Origin of the sequence: Serratia sp. KG1D (assembly GCF_037150675.1) — a bacterium.
In the GTDB taxonomy this organism is placed as follows: Bacteria; Pseudomonadota; Gammaproteobacteria; order Enterobacterales; family Enterobacteriaceae; genus Serratia; species Serratia nematodiphila.
In genome coordinates this window covers 124,816-146,324 of record NZ_JBAGIH010000002.1, presented here as the reverse complement: position 1 = coordinate 146,324, position 21,509 = coordinate 124,816, and the positions used below count along the sequence as shown (strand labels likewise).

The window sequence follows — 21,509 nt, the reverse complement described above, 5'->3', positions numbered from 1 at the left end:
TAAGTAAGGCCATAAGGGGCGCGGCTAATAATTGCCTCTGAATTATGAAGCTATCTTATATCGGTGCAATGTTGCTAGTTCACCGGCGGGTATTTGTTACAATCCGCCCTCATTTTTCGAAGAGCAGATAGATAGGGAACGAATGGCTCAGCAGGATATAAAAACATCGGGGCAGCAAGCTCCCGGATTGCGCCGCGAGCTGAAAGCCCGGCATTTGACCATGATCGCCATCGGCGGCTCCATCGGCACCGGCCTGTTCGTCGCCTCGGGCGCCACGGTTTCTCAGGCAGGTCCCGGCGGGGCGCTGCTGTCTTATGCTCTGATCGGTTTGATGGTGTACTTCCTGATGACCAGTCTGGGCGAACTGGCGGCCTTTATGCCGGTCTCCGGTTCATTCTCCACCTACGGCGCCAAATACGTGGAAGAAGGCTTCGGCTTCGCACTGGGCTGGAACTACTGGTACAACTGGGCGGTGACCATCGCCGTTGACCTGGTGGCTTCGCAATTGGTGATGAGCTACTGGTTCCCGGACACGCCCGGCTGGATCTGGAGCGCGCTGTTCCTCGGCCTGATGTTCCTGCTGAACTACATTTCGGTGAAAGGGTTCGGCGAGGCGGAATACTGGTTCGCGCTGATCAAGGTCAGCACCGTGATTATTTTCATCGCCGTCGGCGTGCTGATGATTGTCGGCATTCTGAAAGGCGGCGAGCATGCCGGCTGGCAGAACTGGACCATTGGAGATGCGCCGTTCGCCGGCGGCTTCTCGGCGATGATCGGCGTGGCCATGATCGTCGGCTTCTCGTTCCAGGGCACTGAACTTATCGGCATCGCGGCCGGCGAATCGGAAAACCCGGGTAAAAATATTCCGCGCGCGGTGCGTCAGGTGTTCTGGCGTATCCTGCTGTTCTATATCTTCGCCATCCTGATCATCAGCCTGATCATTCCGTATACCGATCCGAGCCTGCTGCGCAATGACGTGAAAGACATCAGCGTCAGCCCGTTCACCCTGGTGTTCCAGCATGCCGGCCTGCTGTCGGCGGCGGCGGTGATGAACGCGGTGATCCTGACGGCGGTGTTGTCGGCCGGTAACTCGGGCATGTACGCATCGACCCGCATGTTGTACACCCTGGCATCGGAAGGCAAAGCGCCGCGCATCTTCGCCAAGCTGTCGAAAGGCGGCGTGCCGCGCAACGCGCTGTACGCGACCTGCGTGGTGGCCGGGTTGTGCTTCCTGACCTCGATGTTCGGCAACCAGTCGGTTTACCTGTGGCTGCTGAATACCTCGGGCATGACCGGCTTCATCGCCTGGTTGGGCATCGCCATCAGCCACTACCGTTTCCGTCGCGGTTACATGCTGCAGGGACACGATCTCAACGACTTGCCGTACCGTTCCGGTTTCTTCCCGCTGGGGCCGATCTTCGCCTTTGTGCTGTGTCTGATCATTACTCTGGGGCAGAATTACCAGGCCTTCCTGCAAGACAAGATTGACTGGTACGGCGTGACCGCGACCTACATCGGCATTCCGCTGTTCCTGCTGATTTGGTTTGGTTACAAGCTGTCGCAAGGCACCCGTGTCGTGAAGTACAGCGAGATGGAATTCCCGAAGATGGACGTGAAGTAATCTTCGGTGAGTGACGCGCGGCGGGGGCTCCCGCCGCGTTTTGGTTTACTTTTTCCCGCCTTTGGCTTCCGCCAGCGCCTGCTGCGCCGAGCTCATCAAACTCTCTACCGTCGCGTAATTCTGCGTCAGCGCCAAAATGCCGGCGTTAAGCCGCATGTTCACCTCGCCGAACGCGCCAAAATCGTAGGGCGCCTCCAGCGGCGGCACAATGCGCGCCAGAAACTCGCTTTCCGCGCCGTAGGGCAGATCGTGCACCAGAATCAGAAACAGACCGCCGGTATAGCGGCAGACGTAGTCGCTCGGACGGATCAGCGTCTTGAGGCGCTCGCCGACGGTGCGCAGCACGTCGTCGCCGATCTGGACGCCGTGACTTTGGTAGAGCGCCGCCAGCGGGCCGAATTCGAGAATGAACAGGTGGGAGATCGGCTGCGCCGTTGCGGGGCGGCAGATGCTGCGCATCACCACCTCGCCGCCTGCGCGGTTGAGAAAGCCGGTCAGGCGATCGCGGTGCGATGCCTGCTGCTTCTCCCAGGCCAGCGTGACGTGCTGCACCAACTGGCGGTGGTAGCGCGCGATCATGCCATGGGCCAGCACCAGCCACAGCGGCGCGAGATCCGCCATGACAAACAGATTTTGTACGCGCGACAGCGGCGCTGCCAGCAGGTAGGGCAGCGTCAGCGCGATCACCTCAAGCAGCGCGAAGCGCGGCGCGGCGGCATGGCGCTGCATCAACCAGCAGGCCAGGGCGGTGATGGTCAGGCCGGCGAACAGGATCAGCACGAAGCGGCCCGACAGCATCACCAGCGCGGCGCTGGCGCCAACCAGCAGCGCCCACAACAACACCGTCACCAGCATGGCGTTCGGCCAGGCGGGTTGGCGCCTTTGCGCCAACCTGGCACGCCCGGCGGTCAACAGCAGCAACAGCAGCAGCAGGCCGATACCGACCAGCGGTTGGTTCAGCCAGGCGTACCCCACCAACAGCGCGGCCGGCCCCACGGCATTCAGCCAGGGGGTGAGAGGAGAGGGCGTCAGCGTGAGACGCAGCTGGCGTTGAAACGGTTCGTCATCGGCGTGCAGCGGGCTGTGCAACAGCCAGTTCAGCAGCGCCGGGCGTTTGGGCGTTACCGCCGGAGATGGACTTCTCATTACAGCCTCGTCAATAAGGCCGCTCTTGCGGCGGCCTGAAAGTTTTTTGCACGCGCGGTGCTGTGGTTTTGGATTCTATGTGGTTTTGCCGTTATTTGTCAGAGTCTGGTCGGATCAGGAAGAATTTTCAGAATAATTAACCTACTGGCCGTTGGCGGGGGAAAGCGTGGTGGTTTGAAAAATGGCGAGAAAAAACAAATTATTACATTTCGACAACGCTGTTTTCAGCTATTGATATGATTGATAAGTATTATCGTTTGCTTTATTGTGGGCGGCTGCGCGCAGGCGGTCGCCGCGCGCTTTCCGGTTTACGGCGGACGCCTTCGCGCCGCTGTCATGATGGTTGTAACAGGTATCTTAACGAATGAGCGTATCCACCGATCCCATGACTGACGCCAAGGGGCAACCCAACGCCGGCGTGATGGGGCGTTATCAGCATATTCTTCGCCATCGCCTGTTGATGATGGGCGTGTTGGCACTGGCGATCCTGGGTTCGCTGCTGCTGGATTTCACCATGGGGCCATCCGGCCTGTCGCTGTCGTCTTTGTGGCAAACGCTGCTTGACCCCGCCGCGGCCGATGCCGGCACGCGGGTGATCGTCTGGGACATCCGCTTGCCCTATGCGCTGATGGCGGTGGTGGTGGGCTTTGCGCTCGGCCTGGCCGGGGCGGAAATGCAGACCATCCTGAATAATCCGCTGGCCAGTCCCTTTACTCTCGGCGTGTCTTCCGCCGCGGCCTTTGGCGCCGCGCTGGCGATCGTGCTCGGCATCGGCATTCCGGGCATTCCCGATCAGTGGTTCATCTCCGCCAACGCTTTTATCTTCGCGCTGTTCGCCGCGCTGATGCTCGACGGCATCACGCGCTGGACGCGGGTCGCCACCTCCGGCGTGGTGCTGTTCGGCATCGCGCTGGTGTTTACCTTCAACGCGCTGGTCTCGATGATGCAGTTCATCGCCAGCGAGGACACGCTGCAGGGGCTGGTGTTCTGGACCATGGGCAGCCTGGCGCGCGCCTCGTGGGACAAGCTGGGTATTCTGTTCGGCGTGTTCGCCGTGCTGCTGCCGCTGTCGATGATGAGCTCGTGGAAACTGACCGCGCTGCGTCTGGGGGAAGACCGGGCGGTGAGCTTCGGCATCGACGTGCGCCGCCTGCGGCTGACCACGCTGCTGCGCATCAGCATTCTCTCGGCGCTGGCGGTGGCCTTTGTCGGGCCGATCGGCTTTATCGGCCTGGTGGCGCCGCATATCGCCCGCATGATCTTCGGCGAAGATCACCGTTTCTACCTGCCGGCCAGCGCGCTGATTGGCGCGCTGGTGCTGTCGATGGCCTCGGTGGCGTCGAAAAACCTGGTGCCCGGCGTGATCATTCCGGTGGGCATCGTCACCTCGCTGGTCGGGGTGCCGTTCTTCCTGAGCATTATTCTGCGCCATCGGGGGAACGTATGAATCAGGGCTTGCGCATAGAAAACTTCTCGGCGGGCTACCCGAAGCGTCAGGTGATCGACAATCTCTCGGTGCCGATGCTGCCGCGCGGGCAAATCACCGTGCTGCTGGGGCCGAACGGCAGCGGCAAATCGACGCTGCTGCGCTCGCTGGCCGGGCTGAACCCGGCGCAGGGCAAGCTGTGGCTGGACGACGGCGATCTGATGCAGATGCCGTTCGCCCGTCGGGCGGAGAAAGTGGTGTACCTGCCGCAGTCGCTGCCCGCCGGGGTGCATCTGCACGTGCTGGAGTCGATCATCGTGGCGCAGCGCGCCTCGGGCGGCCGCAGCAACGCCGGCAGCGAAGCGGAAGTGATGGCTTTGCTGGAACAGCTGGGCATCGCCCACCTGGCGCTGAGCTACCTCGATCAACTATCCGGCGGCCAGAAACAGCTGGTGGGGTTGGCGCAGTCGCTGATCCGTCAGCCGTCGCTGCTGCTGCTGGATGAGCCGCTGAGCGCGCTCGATCTCAACTACCAGTTCCACGTGATGGATTTGGTGCGCCGTGAAACCCGCAAGCGCAATATCGTGACGGTGGTGGTGGTGCATGACATCAACATCGCGCTGCGCCACGGCGACCACGTGTTGATGCTGCAGGATGGCGATCTGATCGCCGACGGCGCGCCGGATCAGGTGATTACGCCGCAGAGCCTGGCGCGGGTCTACGGCGTGCGCGGGCGCATCGAGCGCTGTTCGCAGGGCACGCCGCAGGTGCTGATAGACGGCCTGGTAAACCAGCCGACGATTTAATCCAGGAAAAAGCCCGGCATCGCCGGGCTTTCTTTATCGCGCAGCGTGGGTTAGCGCCTCGCTCACGCGTTCGACGACGTGCTGAGCGGTGACGATGCCGCCGGACAGATAAACCTCGGCCGCCGGCAGGTAAACCACCTGGCCTTTCTTCACCGCTATGGTTTTCTTCAGCGCGGTGGTGGTAAGGATTTTCTGCGGCGCCACCGCGTTCGGCCGCCCGGTCGCGGCGTCCCTGTCGATGATGAACAGCCAGTCCGGATTCAGTTTGGCCACCTGCTCAGGCGTCAGCTTGTTGCCGCGCACGTCTTTTTCATCGGACTGCAACGCGGACGCGAAGCCGAGGGCGTCATAGACGAAGCTGAAACGGCTCTTGGGGGCGTAAGCGCTGATCTTGCCGCCGGAGAACAGCACCACCAACCCGCGTCCGGCCTGGGCGGCCTGCGGTTTGACCGCCGCGATCTGCGCATCCAGCTTATCGACCGCCGCCTGCGCCTGTTGCTGCTTATCGAACAGCTCACCCAGCTGCAGCGTGCGCTGTTTCAGGCTGCCCAACTGATCCTGCTGATCGACGGACATATTCAGCGTCGGCGCCAGCGTGTTCAGCTCGTCATAGGCTTTGGACGCCCGGCCGGCGATCAGGATCAGATCCGGTTTGGCGGCGCGCAGCACGGCCATATCCGGCTCGAACAGGGTGCCGGCATTGAGGTATTTGTCGTCCTGATAGCGTTTCAGGCTATCCGGCAAGTTTTTGCGATTGCCGGGCAGCGCCAGCGGTTCGACGCCCAGCAGCTGCAGCGTTTCCAGCGAGGCGTAATCCAGCACCACGATGCGCTGCGGGTGTTTCTTCACCTCGGTGCTGCCGTTCAGGTGCTGGACGTTGACGGTGGTCGAGGCCGCTGGCGCGTCGGTTTTGCTGTGGCAACCCGCCAGCGCCATCGCGGCCAGCAGGGCGATCATCAGGGGGGAGCGGCGTAATCTCATGGAGCTTCCTCTCGGTGATGGAATGAAAAGGGCGCGCAGCGCGCGCCCGGGGGCATCAGAAGTTGTAGGTCATGCCGACGGTGTAACGGCGGCCGTCCAGCGTGGTGTTGTAGTGATCGTAATCCACGGTCTTGTCGAGGATGTTGTAGACCCCGCCGGTCAGCTGCAGGTTTTTCGCCGCCTGGTAGCTCAGGCCCGCATCGACGAAGGTGTAGGACGGCGTGCTCTTGGCCATCGAGGTACGGCTCAGATACTCAGACGTTTTGCTGCGGAAATTAACGCGCGACCACAGGCTGAGGTCCTGCGTGGCGCGCCAATCCAGCACGGTGTTAACCATGTGCTTCGGCATCTGGTTGAGCGCCTTGCCCTGGAACTCGCCGCTCTTCTGCTCGGAAGAGGTGTAGGTGTAGTTGGTGTTCCACTTCCAGTCTTTGTTGATCTGCCAGCCGAAGGTGGCTTCTACGCCGCGCATATTGGCTTTGTCGACGTTGACGCGATCGCTGATAAAGTCGTAGACGTCATTGCCGATCTTACAGTCCGGCGTGTCTTCGCAGCGGCGCACTTCGGTGATCTTGTTCTTGAAGTCGGTGTTGAAGACGGTCACCCCGGCGTTGACGCCTTTCAGGCTATCCCACATCAGGCCGATCTCTTCGCTCAGGCTCTTCTCCGGCTGCAGATCCGGGTTGCCGACGATGATGCCTTTACGCACGCCGCCGCCGGTGACCTGGCCCCAGTTGGCGGAGGATTGGCGCAGATCCGGCGATTTGTAGCCGGCGGAGACGCCGCCTTTCAGCGTCCACTGTTCGGTCAGGTGCCAGACCCCGTACATGCGCGGCGTCCAGTGGCTGCCGAAGTTTTCGTCCTGATCCATGCGGATGCCGGTCGTCAGACTGAAGTCGTTGGTCAATGCCCACTCATCTTCGGCGAACAGCGCCCAGCTCCAGCGCGTCAGCTTGCTGAGACCTTGTGCCGATTCAAGCTGGTTGCCGCTGTCGCTCAGTTTTTCATAGCGATACTGACCGCCGAGGTTCAGCATGTGTGAACCCAGCTCGAACTGGTTCTGGGTGTTGAAGATGGTGTTGTACATCTTCATTTTGCGGCCCGGGTTGTTGGTCTCTTCCCGCTGAACGTAGCTGGTGGAGTTGCCGAAGTCGTAATAGCCGTTGTGGGTCAGCGCGTAGTTGGTGCGTGTATACAGGCTTTCGCTGCGCGATGTCGGCGTGCATTTGCCTTTGCTGCAGCGTTCCGCTACCACCGATTTGCCCGGCGTGCTGTTGCGATCCTGCAGCGAGCGGCCGATTTCGAAGTCGAATTCGTTTTTCTCGTCCGGGGTCAGGGTGAACACCGCGGTGCCGCTGCGCATGCGCTGCTCGTTGTAACCGTTGGTGATTTTATCTTCGGCGCGGCGCGACAGCAGGCCGTTGACCCGCAGGCCGAGCAGGCCTTCAACCAGCGGGCCGGAGGCGTAGGCGTTGGTCTGGAACAGATCGCCGGAATCGCGGTTTTCCTGAAGGGTGGCGTCGCCGTGCAGCGAGCCTTTCCACTCGGTGCGCGAGGTCTTGCGGGTGATGACGTTGATCACGCCGCCCATGGCGTCGGAACCGTACAGCGAAGACATCGGCCCGCGCACCACTTCGATGCGCTCAATGGCTTCCATCGGCGGCAGCCAGCCCTGTTCGATGCCGGCGTTATCGCTGTTCGGCCGGGTGCCGCGGGTGTCGACGCGCTTGCCGTCCACCAGGATCAGCGTGTACTTGGAAGACATGCCGCGAATGCTGATGTCGCTGCTGCTGGCGCCGCCGGTGACCACTACGCCCGGCACGTCTTTCAGCGCGTCGGTCACGTCGCGATAGGCCTTATCTTCGATCTGCTGGCGCGGGATCACCGAGATGGAGGCGGCGGAGTCCTGAATTTTTTGCTGGAAGCCGGAGGCGGTGACGACCATGGTGTCTTGGGTGTCGTCCTGCGGCGCGGCCAGCGCGGCGGTGGCGCTGAGTGAGGCGATCACCAGAGCGGCGAGCTTGCTGTAACGTGGCGTTTCCATGAGGTAAACCTTTCCTGGATTGAAGTGAAAGTAATTAACCAATTGAATTTCTAATGAAATTATTCATCGTTCGCTGAGAAATCCGTCGCTTCGTCAGCGTTGCGTGAGGGTATTGTAAGGATTTTTTTCTTAATGTAAACGCTAATGATAATTCATATCATTTGTATGCTTGTTCTGCTGACGGAAAAGGGTAACCGGATGAATTAAAGGGAAAAGCGGCGCAGCGGGCGTGCGCCGGGAAGGATCAGCGTTTCTGGATGTAAGTGATGGCCAGCGCCAGCGCCAGCACCAGGCCTTTGATAATGTCCATGGCGTAGTAGGGCACCGACAGCATCACCAGGCCGTTTTGCAGCACGCCGAGGATCACCGCGCCGATCAGGGTGCCGAGCGCATTGGGTTTACCGGCGCCGGCCAGAGAGAAGCCGATATAGGCCGCCGCCACCGCGTCCATCAGATAGCCGCCGCCGGCGTTGACCTGCGAAGAGCCGATACGTGACGCCAGCAGGATGCCGCCAAGCGCCGCCAGCCAAGAGGAAATGACGTAAGCGGCAACCCTGTAACGCACGGTGCGAATGCCCGACAGGCGCGCCGCCTCGGGGTTACCGCCGATGGCGTACATGCGGCGGCCGTGCTTGGTCAACGACAGGAACAGCTGCACCGCCACGGTGACCGCCAGCATGATCAGCACGATCACCGGCACCTGGCCGAGGGCGGAAAACACCTCCGGGATCAGGCCTTCGGCCATGTCGCCATTCGGCAGCACCATGTTTTGGGTGATGGAGCCGCCGTAGCTGTAGGTCATCGCCACGCCCTGGATCACGAACAGGCTGGCTAGCGTCGCCAGCATATCGGGGATTTTGAGCACCACGATCAGCAGGGCGTTGAACAGGCCGACCAGCGTGCACAGCAACAGCGTCACCACGATGGCGCCGGCGGTGCCGAAACCGTGCCAGACGAACAGCGAAATCACCAGCGCGTTGGCCAGCGAGGCGGTCGAGCCGACCGACAGATCGAAACCGCCGACCGACAGCGAGATGGAGACGCCGATGGCGATCACCGTCACGATGGCGATCGAACGCAGGATATTGATGATGTTGTTGGCATCGAGAAAGTTGTCCGACGCCAGGCCAAACAGGGCGATCAGCGCCGCGACGGTCAGCAGCATGCCCCACTTGTAGAGGAAATCAAACAGCTGTTGGCGCCAGGGCAGCGCAGGCCGCAAGGCAAATTCTTTACTCACGCAGGGGTTCCTCCGGTGGAATAGAGCAATAAGGTTTCTTCGTCGATGTCGGCGGCGTTCAATTCCGCCACGATGCGGCCGTCCCACAGCACGCAGATGCGATCGCACAGGCCAATCAGCTCGGCGAACTCGCCGGAGGCGTAAATCACGCCTTTGCCGGCGCGGGCCAGGCCGTCGATCAGGCTGAACAGCTCCTGTTTGGCCTTGATGTCCACGCCCTTGGTCGGCTCATCGAAGATCAGCACCTCGGCGTCGCCGCGCAGCCATTTGCCGATCGCCACTTTTTGTTGATTGCCGCCTGACAGGCGCGCCAGCCGCTGTTGAGGGCCGGAGGCGCGAATATTCAGACGCTGCATGATCTCGCGCGCCCAGCGCAGCTCTTGCCGCCGGCTGAACAGGCTCCAGCGCGAGAAGCTGTCGTCGGCGCTGACGCTCAGGTTCATCGGGATCGCCTCGTCGATGAAAATGCCTTCTTTGCGGCGTTCTTCCGGCACCAGCGCCAATCCTTGTTCGACCGACAGGTGCGGCGCGCGTGGCACCCAGGGCTGCCCGCGCAGTTTGCCGCGCTCGAGCTGCACGGCGCTGGCGCCGAACAATGCCTTGCACAGTTCGGTTTTGCCCGCCCCGGCCAGCCCGGCGATGCCGAGGATCTCGCCCTCATGCAGCCGCAGCGAAACGTCGCGCAGCTTATGGCGATCGTGCAAGCCCTGCACCTGCAGCAGCGTTCGCTCAGGGTGTGGCGGGCGCGGCGGCGGGAAAATGTCGTCCAGCCGATGGCCGAGCATCTTCTCGACGATCTGTTCGCCGCTCAGCCCGCGCATGGCGTCTTCGCTGACGCGCCGGCCGTCGCGCAGCACCGTCAGCCGATCGCAAATGTCGCTCAGTTCGTGGATGCGGTGGGAAATAAACACGATGCCGATGCCTTCGGATTGCAGGCGGCGCACCACGTTAAACAGGCGCTCGCTCTCGGCGCGATCGAGCGGCGCGGTCGGCTCGTCGAGCACCAGAAAACGGCAGCGGTGCGACAGCGCGCGCGCCAGCAGCACCTGCTGTTTTTCCGCCAGCGTGCAGTCTGCCAGGCGTCTGCGCGGGTTGAGCGGCAGCGCCCATTGCTGCAGCAGCTGCACGGCGCGGCGGTGCAGCTCCGCCCAGTTCAGCCAGTGGCCCGGCTCGTTCAGCCAGTCCAGCATGATGTTTTCCGCTACCGACAGCGTGGGGATCAGCGCGACGTCGACCTCTTGCTGCACCACGTGAATACCGTGACGGCGCGCCTGCAACGGGGAGTGGATCGCCACCGGCTGGCCGTCGATCAGGATCTCGCCGCGATAATGATCGTGGGCGCCGGAGAGGATCGCCATCAGCGTCGACTTGCCCGCGCCGTTGGCGCCGACCAGCGCATGGATTGATCCGCCCTGCAGCGTGAAGTCCACGTCCTGCAGCGCGTTGAAGCCGGCGAAGGCGATCGAGATATTGCGCATCTCGAGGCGTGAAGGCGTTGCGGTTGACATAGGGTGTTAAGGCCGTTTAGATGTTTAGATGGCTGTTTTGCTCTGTTGTAACATAGATTGCGCCGTTGGCAACCAACAAAATGGCATAACGGCGATGAAAAAATCGTGGGTGGGCAGGGGCGCAACCCGCGTCAGGCTGCGCCGGTGCGAGAAGCGGTCAGAAGGTGGTAGGGGTGTGTGCGCTGACGATGCGGCAAACGCGAGCCGACGTATTGCTGAAGCTGTGCGGAATGCCGGTGTTGATGGCGTAACTCTGACCGGCGCTCAGGCAATAGCTCTGGCCGTTGATGGTCAGCACGATCTCGCCTTCCAGCAGGGTGCCGATCTCTTCGCCCTGATGCTTGATCTTTTCGCCGGTGGTGGTGCCGGGCTGGTAGGTTTCCAGCATCATCGCCAGGTTGCGCGTCGGGCTGCCGTTGTGCACCAGCTTCATCGACACCCCCTGGCTGCCGATCTCAATCAGATCCTCGGCGTCGATCACCACGCGCGGTTCGTCGACGGCCTCCGGTTCGGCAAAGAATTCAGACAGCGACAGGCCATACACCTTCAGCAGCTTTTGCAGCGTGCTGATGGCCGGGCTGACCTTGTCCTGTTCGATGGTGCTGATCGCACTGTGGGTTAACCCGGACAGTTCGGCGACCCGGCGCTGCGACAAACCCAATTGCTGACGGATCTGTGACAGGCGTTTGCCCGGTGCCAAGCTGGCTTCGCTCATAGCGGTACTTCCTTCTGGTAGGGGCGACAGGCAGACATGAATATCGTTATCGGGCGCCTGTCTGGGCGATAACGATGCTGCATGATATCGATAGTTAGGGCAGGTTTGGAAAATATATTGCCCATGTTCACTCTCGGTGCGTTGGACGAAATAGTTGACGTAAAAATGGCAGCAAGGCCTTTTCGGTCAATATTTTATCAATTTAGCAGCCGGTGGTGAATAATCAAACAGGATTGTAACATTTGCAAACCCATTCTGTTAAGACTATGTTTCATATTGTGGATGTTATTTTGAGCGCCCGGCAGCGGCGCGACCTGGCGAGAAATCCAATCATGTGTTGAATCGAACGGCGGACGGGCGCTAACGCGCCTTAAGAGCATAATGGCGGGTGACGTATGCAAACCAATAGCGCAGCAGTTGAACATTTTGCACAGCATCATGAAGAGAGGCGAAGTAGCGCGTTCCAAAATGAGGTTGCTCATTATTTGGAACGCCATCCCGCCACGCAGTATGTCGATATCCTTCTTACCGATCTCAATGGTTCCTTCCGCGGCAAACGTATACCCGTCTCAGGGTTGAAAAAACTGGAAAAAGGCAGCTACTTCCCCGCGTCGGTGTTCGCCATGGACATCCTCGGTAACGTGGTGGAGGAGACCGGTCTTGGGCAGGAGCTCGGCGAGCCGGATCGCATTTGCCTGCCGGTGCCCGGTTCGCTGACGCCGTCGGCCGCCGATCCGGAGCATATCGGCCAGGTGTTGCTGACCATGCTGGATGAAGATGGCACTCCCTTTGACGTTGAACCCCGTAATGTGCTGAACCGCGTGTGGCAGGCGCTGCGACAGCGCGGCTTGTTCCCGGTGGCAGCGGTAGAGCTGGAGTTCTATCTCATCGACAGGCAGCGCGACGCAGAAGGCGATTTGCAGCCGCCGTGTGCGCCCGGCACTCAGGAGCGCAATACCCAAAGCCAGGTGTACTCCGTCGATAACCTGAACCATTTCGCCGAGGTGCTGAACGATATCGACGCGTTGGCGAAGCTGCAGGGGCTGCCGGCGGACGGCGCGGTGGCGGAGGCGTCGCCGGGGCAGTTCGAGGTCAACCTGCGCCATTCCGACGACATCTTGCTGGCCTGCGACCACGCGCTGGCGCTGAAACGGTTGGTGCGGCTGGTGGCCGAGAACCACGGTATGCACGCCACCTTTATGGCCAAACCCTATGAGGATTACGCCGGCAGCGGCATGCATGTGCATGTCAGCATGCAGGACGGGGCGGGCAACAACCTGTTTGCCGACGGCCAAGGCGAGGATTCACCGTTGCTGAAACAGGCGCTGGCCGGGATGATCACCCTGATGCCGGCGTCGATGGCGCTGCTGGCGCCGAACGTCAATGCCTATCGGCGTTTCCAACCGGGGATGTATGTGCCGATCCAGGCCGCCTGGGGCCACAACAATCGCACCGTGGCGCTGCGCATTCCCTGCGGCGAACCGGAGAATCATCGGGTGGAGTACCGCGTGGCCGGCGCCGACGCCAACCCCTATCTGGTGATGGCGGCGATCCTGGCCGGCATGTTGTACGGGTTGGACAACGCGCTGCCGTTGCCTGAGCCGGTGACCGGCAACGGGCTGGAGCAGGAGGGGCTGCCGCTGCCGATCCGCCAGAGCGATGCGCTGTACGAGTTTGAACATCAGCATGCGTTGACCCACTATCTGGGCGAGCGTTTCACCCAAGTTTATCACGCCTGCAAGACGGACGAATTGCTGCAGTTTGAACGGCGGGTGACGGAAACCGAGATCGACTGGATGTTGAAAAATGCCTGAATGGGCGTATAAAGTAAGAAGTATGTGCGGGCGACCGGCCTGCTGGTAGCGGATTAATTCGCCTGCCGGGCTGGTTTTCCGTTCGATCGACAAAAAGAATTTGTATTTGAGGGCTTCCGGATCTTGTCATCCGGAGGCATTCTGGTGCAAAATATCTCAAATGCAGATAGCCGACGTTTTGAAAGCGTCGGTTATTTTTTTTGCATTAAGTTTTACCAACGTAGCGTTTCATACACCAAGCGAGGCCGGACACCGATCCGGATAGATAAATAGTTTCGTGCACGATCAAACAAAACTTTATGGTCGTGACTCATGAGGATTAGAAAGATGGGGCAATTTTTCACTTTAGCGCCGGTGCCCGCCGGTTTCCGCTGTGGCCGCAGCGACTATGGAGCAGCCGAGGTTACCTCGACCCGTTATCCAGCTTACAATCCCCTTCTTTTAGAATTAAGTCGCTCGTTGCGAAGTTTCCCCGCAACCTTAAGTCTTGGCGTGTCCGCCATCCGCAAGGCTCAAGGTAAGGGGGGGCTGAACAATGTCCGATAACACCCTTAACGCCGCTCCGGCTCAGCGCACTCAGCTGCGTAAAACCCTGACATTAGTTCCGGTAGTGATGATGGGTCTGGCTTATCTGCAGCCAATGACCATCTTCGATACCTTCGGCATCGTATCCGGCCTGACCGATGGTCACGTCGCGACCGCGTACGCCTTCGCTCTGCTGGCGATCCTGTTTACCGCCCTGAGCTACGGCAAGCTGGTGAAGAAGTTCCCTTCCGCCGGTTCCGCCTACACTTACGCCCAGAAAGCCATCAGCCCGCACGTCGGCTTTATGGTGGGCTGGTCATCGCTGCTGGACTACCTGTTCATGCCGATGATCAACATTTTGCTGGCCAAGATTTACCTGGAAGCGATCTTCCCGGGCGTCCCGTCCTGGATCTTCGTGGCGGTGCTGGTCGGGTTGATGACGATTTTCAACCTGCGCGGCATCAAGCTGGTGGCCAACCTGAACTCCATCATCGTGGTGGTGCAGGTGGCGATCATGATCGTGTTCCTGGGTCTGGTGATCAACGGCGTTTACCACGGCGAAGGCGCCGGTACGCTGGTCAGCAGCCGCCCGTTCTGGTCTGATAACGCTCACGTGGTGCCGATGATTACCGGCGCGACCATCCTGTGCTTCTCGTTCCTGGGCTTCGACGGCATCAGCTCGCTGTCCGAAGAAACCAAAGACGCAGAGAAAGTGATCCCGAAAGCCATCTTCCTGACGGCGCTGATCGGCGGCATCATCTTTATCGTGGTGTCTTACTTCGTGCAGCTGTACTTCCCGGACATCTCGCGCTTCAAGGATCCTGACGCGTCGCAGCCTGAAATCATGCTGTACGTGGCGGGCAAGTTTTTCCAGTCGGTGATCCTGGTGTTCTCCTGCGTGACGGTATTGGCGTCAGGCATGGCGGCGCACGCGGGCGTTTCGCGTCTGATGTACGTTATGGGCCGCGACGGCGTGTTCCCGACTCGCTTCTTCGGCTATGTGCATCCGAAGTGGCGTACCCCGGCGCTGAACGTGCTGCTGGTAGGTGCCATCGCGCTGTCCGCGGTGTCGTTTGACCTGGTGACCGCGACCGCGCTGATCAACTTCGGTGCGCTGGTGGCCTTCACCTTCGTCAACCTGTCGGTGATCTCGCAGTTCTATATTCGCGACAAGATGAACCGCACCGTGAAGGACACGTTCAACTACCTGATCCTGCCGGTGATGGGCGCACTGACCGTCGGCGCGCTGTGGATCAACCTGGAAGCCAGCTCGATGACGCTGGGCCTGGTTTGGGCGGCCATCGGCCTGATCTACCTGGCCTTCGTCACCCGCAGCTTCCGTCTGCCGGTGCCGCAAGCGAGCGAAGACGCCGCCTAAGCGCGAGCCGTCTCCTCAGCCACAAAAAAGGCCGCTTTCGCGGCCTTTTCCTTTTCTGCTTGCTGCGGGTTTTATCCCACCAACTCTTTGCCGTAATCGAACAGCGCTTTCAGCAGGGCGGTTTTCTCTTTGTCGCCTTCGTGCAGGTTATACAGTGATTCGAGCTGCAGCAGGTAACTCTGCACGCGCTCCGCGCTCAGCGCTTCCTGGCGGTGTTGCAGCCAGCGGCGCTGCTCGGCGTCGTCCAGCGTATTCGGATAGTTGCGCGCGCGGAAGCGGAACAGCAGCTCTTTCATGCGGCCGTCGCTGAAGGCCAGATCCAGCGCCGGCAGGTTCTGCGGCTTGGTCTGCTGGATAATCCTCATCGCCGCCTTGTCGGCGTCGCTGAAGAAACCGTCGTACAAGCGGGCGTCGACGTCCTCGGAACCTCTGAACGGCTCGGCTTCGGCGAACAGCGCCACCACTTTCTCGCGCACTTCCGGGTGCTGTTTCAGCCGCTGCAGATTTTGCAGGCACGCCTGACGATCGATGCCCAGCCGCTCGGCGTTCTCCGGCAGCAGGGTTTTGGCCGGCGCCAGCACCGGGCATTTGTTGATGTGCACCAGCTTGATCGGCACCGGCGCCTGATCCGGCGCCAGATCGTCGCGGCGGGTGTACAGCCTTTCACGCAGCTGCTCAGCGCTCAGCGTCAGCAGCGGCGTCATGTCGCCGGCCAGATCGCACATGATCACCGCGTTCTTGTTGTCCGGGTGCCAGGCCAACGGCGACACCCAGCTGGTGTTGCCGCGCGCCGCGCCGAACATGCCGGAGACGTGCACCAGCGGCGTCATGTCGGCGACGTCGATCAGGGCGTTCAGCTTGTGCTTGTTGCGGTGCTGCAGCAGGAAATCGAACAGCCGCGGCTGCGCCTGCTTGACCAGCTTGGCCATGGCGATAGTGGCGTAAACGTCCGACATCGCATCGTGAGCCTGCGTGTGTTCGACGCCGTTGGCGCGCGTGAGGTGTTCGAGGCGGAAGCTGGGGAAACCGTCTTCGTTTTCCGGCCAGACGATGCCGTCCGGGCGCAGGGCGTAGCAGGCGCGCATCACATCCAGCAGATCCCAACGCGAGTTGCCGTTTTGCCAGCTGTAGGCGTAGGGATCGTAGAAGTTGCGATAGAAGATATTGCGGCTCACTTCGTCATCGAAGCGGATGTTGTTGTAACCGAGAATGCAGGTGCCGGCCACGCTGAAGGCCTGATGGATTTGGCGGGTGAACTCGGCTTCATTAACGCCTTTGGCGCGCGCCACCTGCGGCGTGATGCCGGTGATCATCACCGCCTCCGGTTCCGGCAAGTAGTCGTCGGCCGGGGCGCAGTAGATGACCAGCGGCTCTTCGATAATGTTGAAATCCATATCGGTGCGCACGCCGGCGAACTGCGCCGGGCGGTCCAGCGACGGGCTCTTGCCGAAGGTCTCGTAATCGTGAATATAAAATGTGGCCGTTGCCTTGCTGCTCAAAATCGCGTCTCTTCAGTGGCGGATACAATATGCCCCTATTGTAACGGCGTGGGGAGCGATGCCAAGCGGCGGTTAGCGAAATGCGCGCAATTACGCACGGCGATAGTAATCCAACCGCTGATGAAAGTAGGGGAGCAGGTGGTCGGGGATCTGTTGTTCCGTTTCCGTCTGGGTCGAGGCGATGCCGTAGCGCTCGTTGTAGATCACGCTGATGGCCAGCAAATCGGTTTCTATTTTCTCGCGTTGCGCCTGCGGTAAGCTATCCAGCTTTCGAGCCATCGTTATCTCCCTGTTAATCTTAGGGTATAATAGGATCGTTAGCCGGTCTTGTCCCTACCCATTCCGGGGGGCGGCGGAGGCCTGAACGCTTTGCTGCGGGCAGTGGGGCAGACTGTGGCGGGCGGCGAACTCGCTCTGCGCCTGGTGCGCATTGAGGCGATCTGTCCGATTATACAGCGAACAGGCGCCGCTTATCACTGCCCCCCAAAACAGGGTGCACAGCAGCAAAACCCCCAACCAGATTTTTTGGTTATAGGTCATAAGTCCTCCACGGACGAGAAGAGAAATAACATTGACCGTTAAATTAAATCAGGCACTACATCAATAGTATTTAAACGGCGGAGATTAATCATAGAATCTACGCGGTTCTTTTGTTACTAAACCCATGATGGATGTTTCAAAAGATTCCTTAAGATAATATTAAGAAAAGTGTTTAAGGGCGCCGTAATTCTATTTAATATTTGTTTAAATATCCGCGGATACAATCAACCACATTCAATGCCAATGTGGGTGACAATGATGAAAACGCTACTGTTGACCGGCGCTACCGGCTTTCTTGGTGGTGCGGTTATCGAAAAATTATTGATTGAAAATCAGTCTGTTAATTATCTTTTACTGGTGCGTGCAGACGATGCGCAGCAAGGGCTGGCCCGTATTCGCGAGAATATGGAAAAGTTTAATATCGATGCGAACCTGCTGTCTAAAATTACGATTGAAAATATATTATTGGGCGACCTTTCCGAGCCGGCCGACTTTTTAACTGACGCTCGTATTAACAATGTTACGCACGTTATTAACTGCGCGGCCGTTGCTTCATTTGGTAATAACCCGCTCATTTGGAAGGTAAACGTAGAAGGCACTCTGGCCTTTGCCGAAAGAATGGCGCAGGTGCCGGGATTAAAACGTTTCCTGCACGTCGGCACCGCCATGTCCTGTTCGCCGGAGCCGGGTTCGCTGGTGGCGGAGAGCGGCGAGTTTGAGGAAGACGCCGAACACCTGGTGGAATATACCCGTTCCAAATCCACCATCGAACAGCTGATGCGCCAGCGCTGCCCGCAAATGCCGTTGACCATCGCTCGTCCGTCGATCGTGGTGGGGCACACCCGCCTGGGCTGCCAGCCTTCCAGCAGCATTTTCTGGGTGTTTGGCATGGCGCTGATGCTGCGCAAGTTCATGTGCTCGCTGCAGGACAATATCGACGTGATCCCGGCGGACTACTGCGCGGATGCGCTGGTGATGCTGATGAACAGCGAAACGCTGGAGAACGACGTTTATCACATCTCCGCCGGTGAGGAGAGCAGCGTCAGCTTTGCCGAAATTGACAATGCCATGGCGGCGGCCCTGGAAAAAGCGCCGGTGGGCGATGAGTATGCGCAGGTGACCTATGACGCGCTGGTGAAAATGCGCCGCCAGCTGAAAGACATTTTCGGCCCGTGCAACGAGCGGCTGATGCTGAAGGCGATGCGCCTGTACGGATCGTTCGCCATGCTCAACGTGCGTTTCAGCAACGAGAAGATCCTCAAGCTGGGCATGCCGAAACCGCCGCGTTTCACCGACTACATCGCCGGCTGCGTGCAGTCGACGCGCGGGCTGTCTATCCAGCAGCAGATGGTGGTGGACTTCAAATAACCGCCGGGCGCAACGGGCGCCCGAGGTTATCGTCCGTTACCAGGACGAAGACGACCAGAAGACGCGGCCGAGCACCACCAGTTGCTCCTTGCGCTGCTGATAGCTGAGATGCTCGTCCTGGTACTCTTCCCGGTTGAGGGAGCGGATGACGACGCCGCCGTCCGGCTGTTCGATCAGCACCTTCACCCGCAGCAAATTGCCGTGGCGGATGGCGTAGGTCTTGCCCTCGCGGATGCGTGTGTCGTCGGTATTGATGCCGACCACGTCGCCGTCCTGCAGACGCGGTTCCATGCTGGAGCCGGAGATGCGGATAATGCGCGCGGCGTTGACCGCCACCCCCATCTTGTGCAGATAGTAACGGCGGAAGATCAGCGAAAACTCCTCGCGATCGACGATTTCGTAGCAGCCGTCGCCGGCGGAAAAATCGATATCCAGCAGCGGGATCTCCACAAACTCTTCCTTGTCTTGTTCGGTATCTTCCCATACCACCGGTTTCAAACGGGCGGGCTGGAAGTCCGACTCCGCCGCCACGTTGTCAAACGGGCGCACCAGCTGCTTTTCATGAAACACGTCGAACCAGCCCTTGGGCAAATTCAGCCTGGCCTCGATCCGCCTGGCCAGATTGTCGCCAAGATTGCGGGAGGATTTCTCCCCGATGATTTGGCTCAGCGTCGGCGCGGAAGACTCAACCAGCGTGGCGAATTCATTCTGGTTGACGCCTTGCCGGGCGTAGCGGGCCATTAATTCGCGCAGATTGTTGCGCCTGATTTCTTTAGTTTCCATCGTGCAATGATCGCACTCTTTAGCAAAAAGGTAAATAACGATTTTGCTAAAAACACTTGCGCATGATTTAGCAATTAGCTAAAACAAAAAGGGTGAGCCAAGGGTTCACCCGTGCGGGGCGGCCTGTCATGATGAGAGGCCGCTCAGTGAAATCAAACGAGAGAGGGACTTTACGATGTACAAGATTGATTACAATAGCTACCGATCGGTCGCCAGCTTCGGCCACCGCGTGCGCTTTCTGGTGCTGCATTACACGGCGCAAAACTTCGCCGACTCGGTGACGTCGTTGACCGGAAAATCGGTCAGCGCGCACTATCTGGTGCCGGATCCGACCGATGCCACCTATCAGGCCGCCGGCTTCAGCGGCGTGCGCATCTTCAACCTGGTGGACGAGAATGAGCGCGCCTGGCATGCCGGCACCAGCCAGTGGGGCACCCGCAGCAATATCAACGACACCTCGATCGGCATCGAGATCGTCAACCTGGCGAGCGGCGACGGTGGAAACATCACCTTTCCGCCGTTCAATCCGCAGCAGATCGAGGCGGTCACCCAGCTGGCGCAGAACATCCTGCAGCGTTATCCGGACATCTCGCCGGTGAACGTGGTGGCGCACTCCGACATCGCGCCGGGCCGCAAGAGCGATCCGGGCCCGCAGTTCCCGTGGCAGCAGCTGTATCAGGCCGGCGTCGGCGCCTGGTATGACGAAGCGACCAAGCAGCAGCGCCAGCAGGAATACTGCAGCCAGGGTCTGCCGGCGCAGGCTGAGCTGCTGAAACTGTTCGCCCAATACGGCTACGACACCTCGGCGGCGAACACCGCAGAAGGCTATCGCCAGCTGGTGCGCGCGTTCCAGCTGCACTTCCGTCCGCAGAAGTATGACGGCGTGATGGATGTTGAAACCGCCGCCGTTCTGCGCGCGCTGGTCGACAAATACGCCGCCTGAGCCTGACGGCGAATGGGGGACGCCTCATTCGCCTTTTCCTTGCCGGGCTTCCTCCGCTAAAATAGCGGCCTGGCTGGTGTTTATCGGAGGCACTGTGCGCCTCGATCGAAAAATCTCTTCACTTGAACTGCTGACCTATCGCCACTATCGCATCGTTCACGGCGTGCGCATCGGGCTGGCGTTTATCCTGACCTTTCTGCTGATCCGCCTGCTGGCGGTGCCCGAAGGCACCTGGCCGCTGATCACCCTGGTGGTGGTGATGGGGCCGATCTCGTTTTGGGGCAACGTGCTGCAGCGGGCGCTGCAACGCATTGCCGGTACGGTGTTCGGCGCGGCTTCCGGCCTGATCGCCCTGTATCTGGAACTCTATTCGCTGCCGCTGATGCTGGCATGGTGCGGCGTGGTGATGTTCGTCTGCGGTTACCTGACGCTCGGCAAACGGCCGTATATGGCGCTGCTGGTGGGGATCACGCTGGCGGTGGTGTGCGGCGCGGGCGCCGGTGACATGCACACCGCGCTGTGGCGCAGCGGCGACGTGATCTTCGGCTCGCTGCTGGCGCTGCTGTTCACCAGCATCTACCCACAGCGCGCCTATATTCTGTGGCGCATGCAAATGGCGGACTGTCTGCAAACCGCCGCCCGTATCTACGGCGCGTATTTTTCGCCGAACGTCATTGAGCGGCCGCGGCTGGAGCCGCAGCTCAAGGATCTGTTGAATCAGGTGGTGAAGCTGCGCAGCCTGATCGTGCCCGCCAGCAAGGAAACCCGCATCCCCAAAGCGGTGTTCGAGGCGGTGCAAACCCTCAGCCGCAATCTGGTGTGCACGCTGGAGCTGATGGCCGACGCCTACTGGGCCTCGCGTGAAACGCACTTCATCATGCTGAACGCCCGCACGCTGCGCAGCACCCAGCTGCTGACGCTGAGCTCGCTGGAGTCGTTGGCGGTGCTGATGCGCGAAGGGCCGCAGGCGCAGCGGCAGGCGGCGGCGGGGCAGTTGGCGGAGATCGCCGGCGAGCTGAAAACGCTGATGCAAGAGGTCAGCCTTGGCCAGCACGGCGAAGCGCCGATTTACGGCTATGTCTGGCTCAGCATGGAGCTGGCGCAGCAGTTGGAAGAGTTGGGGGATTTGCTTCAGGTTTGCACCGCCGCCGGGCGCGAATAAGGGGTCAGAT

Annotated in this window: 18 protein-coding genes; 8 read left to right on the top strand and 10 right to left on the bottom strand. The window is 60.2% G+C overall.

Translation table 11 applies throughout. From position 1 onward, the window contains the following. Positions 1-142 precede the first annotated feature (142 nt). Entirely contained in the window at positions 143-1,621 is a 1,479-nt protein-coding gene (locus WFM45_RS12420) for an amino acid permease (RefSeq protein WP_015378517.1), read from the top strand. A gap of 45 nt (positions 1,622-1,666) precedes the next feature. Here WFM45_RS12420 and WFM45_RS12415 read toward each other — a convergent pair whose 3' ends face one another. Beyond that, complete coding sequence (locus WFM45_RS12415; RefSeq protein ID WP_325961588.1) at positions 1,667-2,767, bottom strand: GGDEF domain-containing protein; 1,101 nt, start codon at positions 2,765-2,767, stop codon at positions 1,667-1,669. Positions 2,768-3,131: 364 nt separating this feature from the next. On the opposite strand from WFM45_RS12415, the gene WFM45_RS12410 reads away from it, so the two are divergent. After that, positions 3,132-4,214 carry a FecCD family ABC transporter permease gene (locus WFM45_RS12410; protein ID WP_031300718.1) on the top strand — a complete coding sequence of 361 codons (1,083 nt, stop codon included), beginning with the start codon at positions 3,132-3,134 and terminating at the stop codon, positions 4,212-4,214. Further along, on the top strand, positions 4,211-4,999 hold the full coding sequence (locus tag WFM45_RS12405) for an ABC transporter ATP-binding protein (protein WP_015378515.1): 789 nt from the start codon (positions 4,211-4,213) through the stop codon (positions 4,997-4,999). The genes WFM45_RS12410 and WFM45_RS12405 overlap by 4 nt, the downstream gene beginning before the upstream one ends. A gap of 33 nt (positions 5,000-5,032) precedes the next feature. Here WFM45_RS12405 and WFM45_RS12400 read toward each other — a convergent pair whose 3' ends face one another. The 5 genes from WFM45_RS12400 to puuR form a co-directional block, all read right to left on the bottom strand. Next, positions 5,033-5,980, bottom strand: a complete 948-nt coding sequence (locus WFM45_RS12400) for a siderophore ABC transporter substrate-binding protein (RefSeq protein ID WP_336955873.1) — start codon at positions 5,978-5,980, stop codon at positions 5,033-5,035. 55 nt (positions 5,981-6,035) lie between these two features. Beyond that, positions 6,036-8,024: a ligand-gated channel protein gene (locus WFM45_RS12395; protein ID WP_004935657.1), complete on the bottom strand. Its 1,989-nt coding sequence runs from the start codon at positions 8,022-8,024 to the stop codon at positions 6,036-6,038. 244 nt (positions 8,025-8,268) lie between these two features. Beyond that, positions 8,269-9,264: an ABC transporter permease gene (locus WFM45_RS12390; RefSeq protein ID WP_075685454.1), complete on the bottom strand. Its 996-nt coding sequence runs from the start codon at positions 9,262-9,264 to the stop codon at positions 8,269-8,271. After that, positions 9,261-10,772, bottom strand: a complete 1,512-nt coding sequence (locus WFM45_RS12385; RefSeq protein WP_099981787.1) for a sugar ABC transporter ATP-binding protein — start codon at positions 10,770-10,772, stop codon at positions 9,261-9,263. Before WFM45_RS12385 ends, WFM45_RS12390 begins: the two co-directional genes overlap by 4 nt. 157 nt (positions 10,773-10,929) lie before the next feature. Further along, positions 10,930-11,487: an HTH-type transcriptional regulator PuuR gene (gene puuR / locus WFM45_RS12380; protein ID WP_004935648.1), complete on the bottom strand. Its 558-nt coding sequence runs from the start codon at positions 11,485-11,487 to the stop codon at positions 10,930-10,932. A gap of 395 nt (positions 11,488-11,882) precedes the next feature. On the opposite strand from puuR, the gene WFM45_RS12375 reads away from it, so the two are divergent. Both WFM45_RS12375 and WFM45_RS12370 read left to right on the top strand, forming a co-directional pair. After that, positions 11,883-13,301: a glutamine synthetase family protein gene (locus WFM45_RS12375; RefSeq protein WP_213929310.1), complete on the top strand. Its 1,419-nt coding sequence runs from the start codon at positions 11,883-11,885 to the stop codon at positions 13,299-13,301. 535 nt (positions 13,302-13,836) lie between these two features. After that, a complete protein-coding gene (locus tag WFM45_RS12370; RefSeq protein WP_004935642.1) occupies positions 13,837-15,204 on the top strand; it encodes an APC family permease in 1,368 nt (455 codons plus the stop codon). Between the two features lie 71 nt (positions 15,205-15,275). Here WFM45_RS12370 and sbcB read toward each other — a convergent pair whose 3' ends face one another. The 3 genes from sbcB to WFM45_RS12355 all read right to left on the bottom strand — a co-directional run bounded on the left by sbcB (position 15,276) and on the right by WFM45_RS12355 (position 17,243). Next, complete coding sequence (gene sbcB / locus WFM45_RS12365) at positions 15,276-16,703, bottom strand: exodeoxyribonuclease I (RefSeq protein WP_336955863.1); 1,428 nt, start codon at positions 16,701-16,703, stop codon at positions 15,276-15,278. Between the two features lie 90 nt (positions 16,704-16,793). Next, positions 16,794-16,982 (bottom strand): DNA polymerase III subunit theta, encoded by a 189-nt coding sequence (locus WFM45_RS12360; protein ID WP_004935635.1) that lies wholly within the window; start codon positions 16,980-16,982, stop codon positions 16,794-16,796. A gap of 54 nt (positions 16,983-17,036) precedes the next feature. Then, complete coding sequence (locus WFM45_RS12355) at positions 17,037-17,243, bottom strand: hypothetical protein (RefSeq protein WP_049278604.1); 207 nt, start codon at positions 17,241-17,243, stop codon at positions 17,037-17,039. Positions 17,244-17,501: 258 nt separating this feature from the next. Between WFM45_RS12355 and WFM45_RS12350 the strand changes: the two genes are divergently transcribed. Then, on the top strand, positions 17,502-18,611 hold the full coding sequence (locus WFM45_RS12350; protein WP_336956284.1) for an SDR family oxidoreductase: 1,110 nt from the start codon (positions 17,502-17,504) through the stop codon (positions 18,609-18,611). Between the two features lie 36 nt (positions 18,612-18,647). Here the strand turns inward: WFM45_RS12350 and WFM45_RS12345 are convergent, their stop codons facing one another. Beyond that, complete coding sequence (locus tag WFM45_RS12345) at positions 18,648-19,394, bottom strand: S24 family peptidase (RefSeq protein ID WP_004935623.1); 747 nt, start codon at positions 19,392-19,394, stop codon at positions 18,648-18,650. A gap of 175 nt (positions 19,395-19,569) precedes the next feature. Between WFM45_RS12345 and WFM45_RS12340 the strand changes: the two genes are divergently transcribed. Continuing rightward, on the top strand, positions 19,570-20,337 hold the full coding sequence (locus WFM45_RS12340; RefSeq protein WP_021505907.1) for an N-acetylmuramoyl-L-alanine amidase: 768 nt from the start codon (positions 19,570-19,572) through the stop codon (positions 20,335-20,337). A 94-nt stretch (positions 20,338-20,431) separates the two neighbouring features. Continuing rightward, positions 20,432-21,499 (top strand): FUSC family protein, encoded by a 1,068-nt coding sequence (locus WFM45_RS12335; protein WP_021505906.1) that lies wholly within the window; start codon positions 20,432-20,434, stop codon positions 21,497-21,499. The last annotated feature ends 10 nt before the right edge of the window (positions 21,500-21,509 follow it).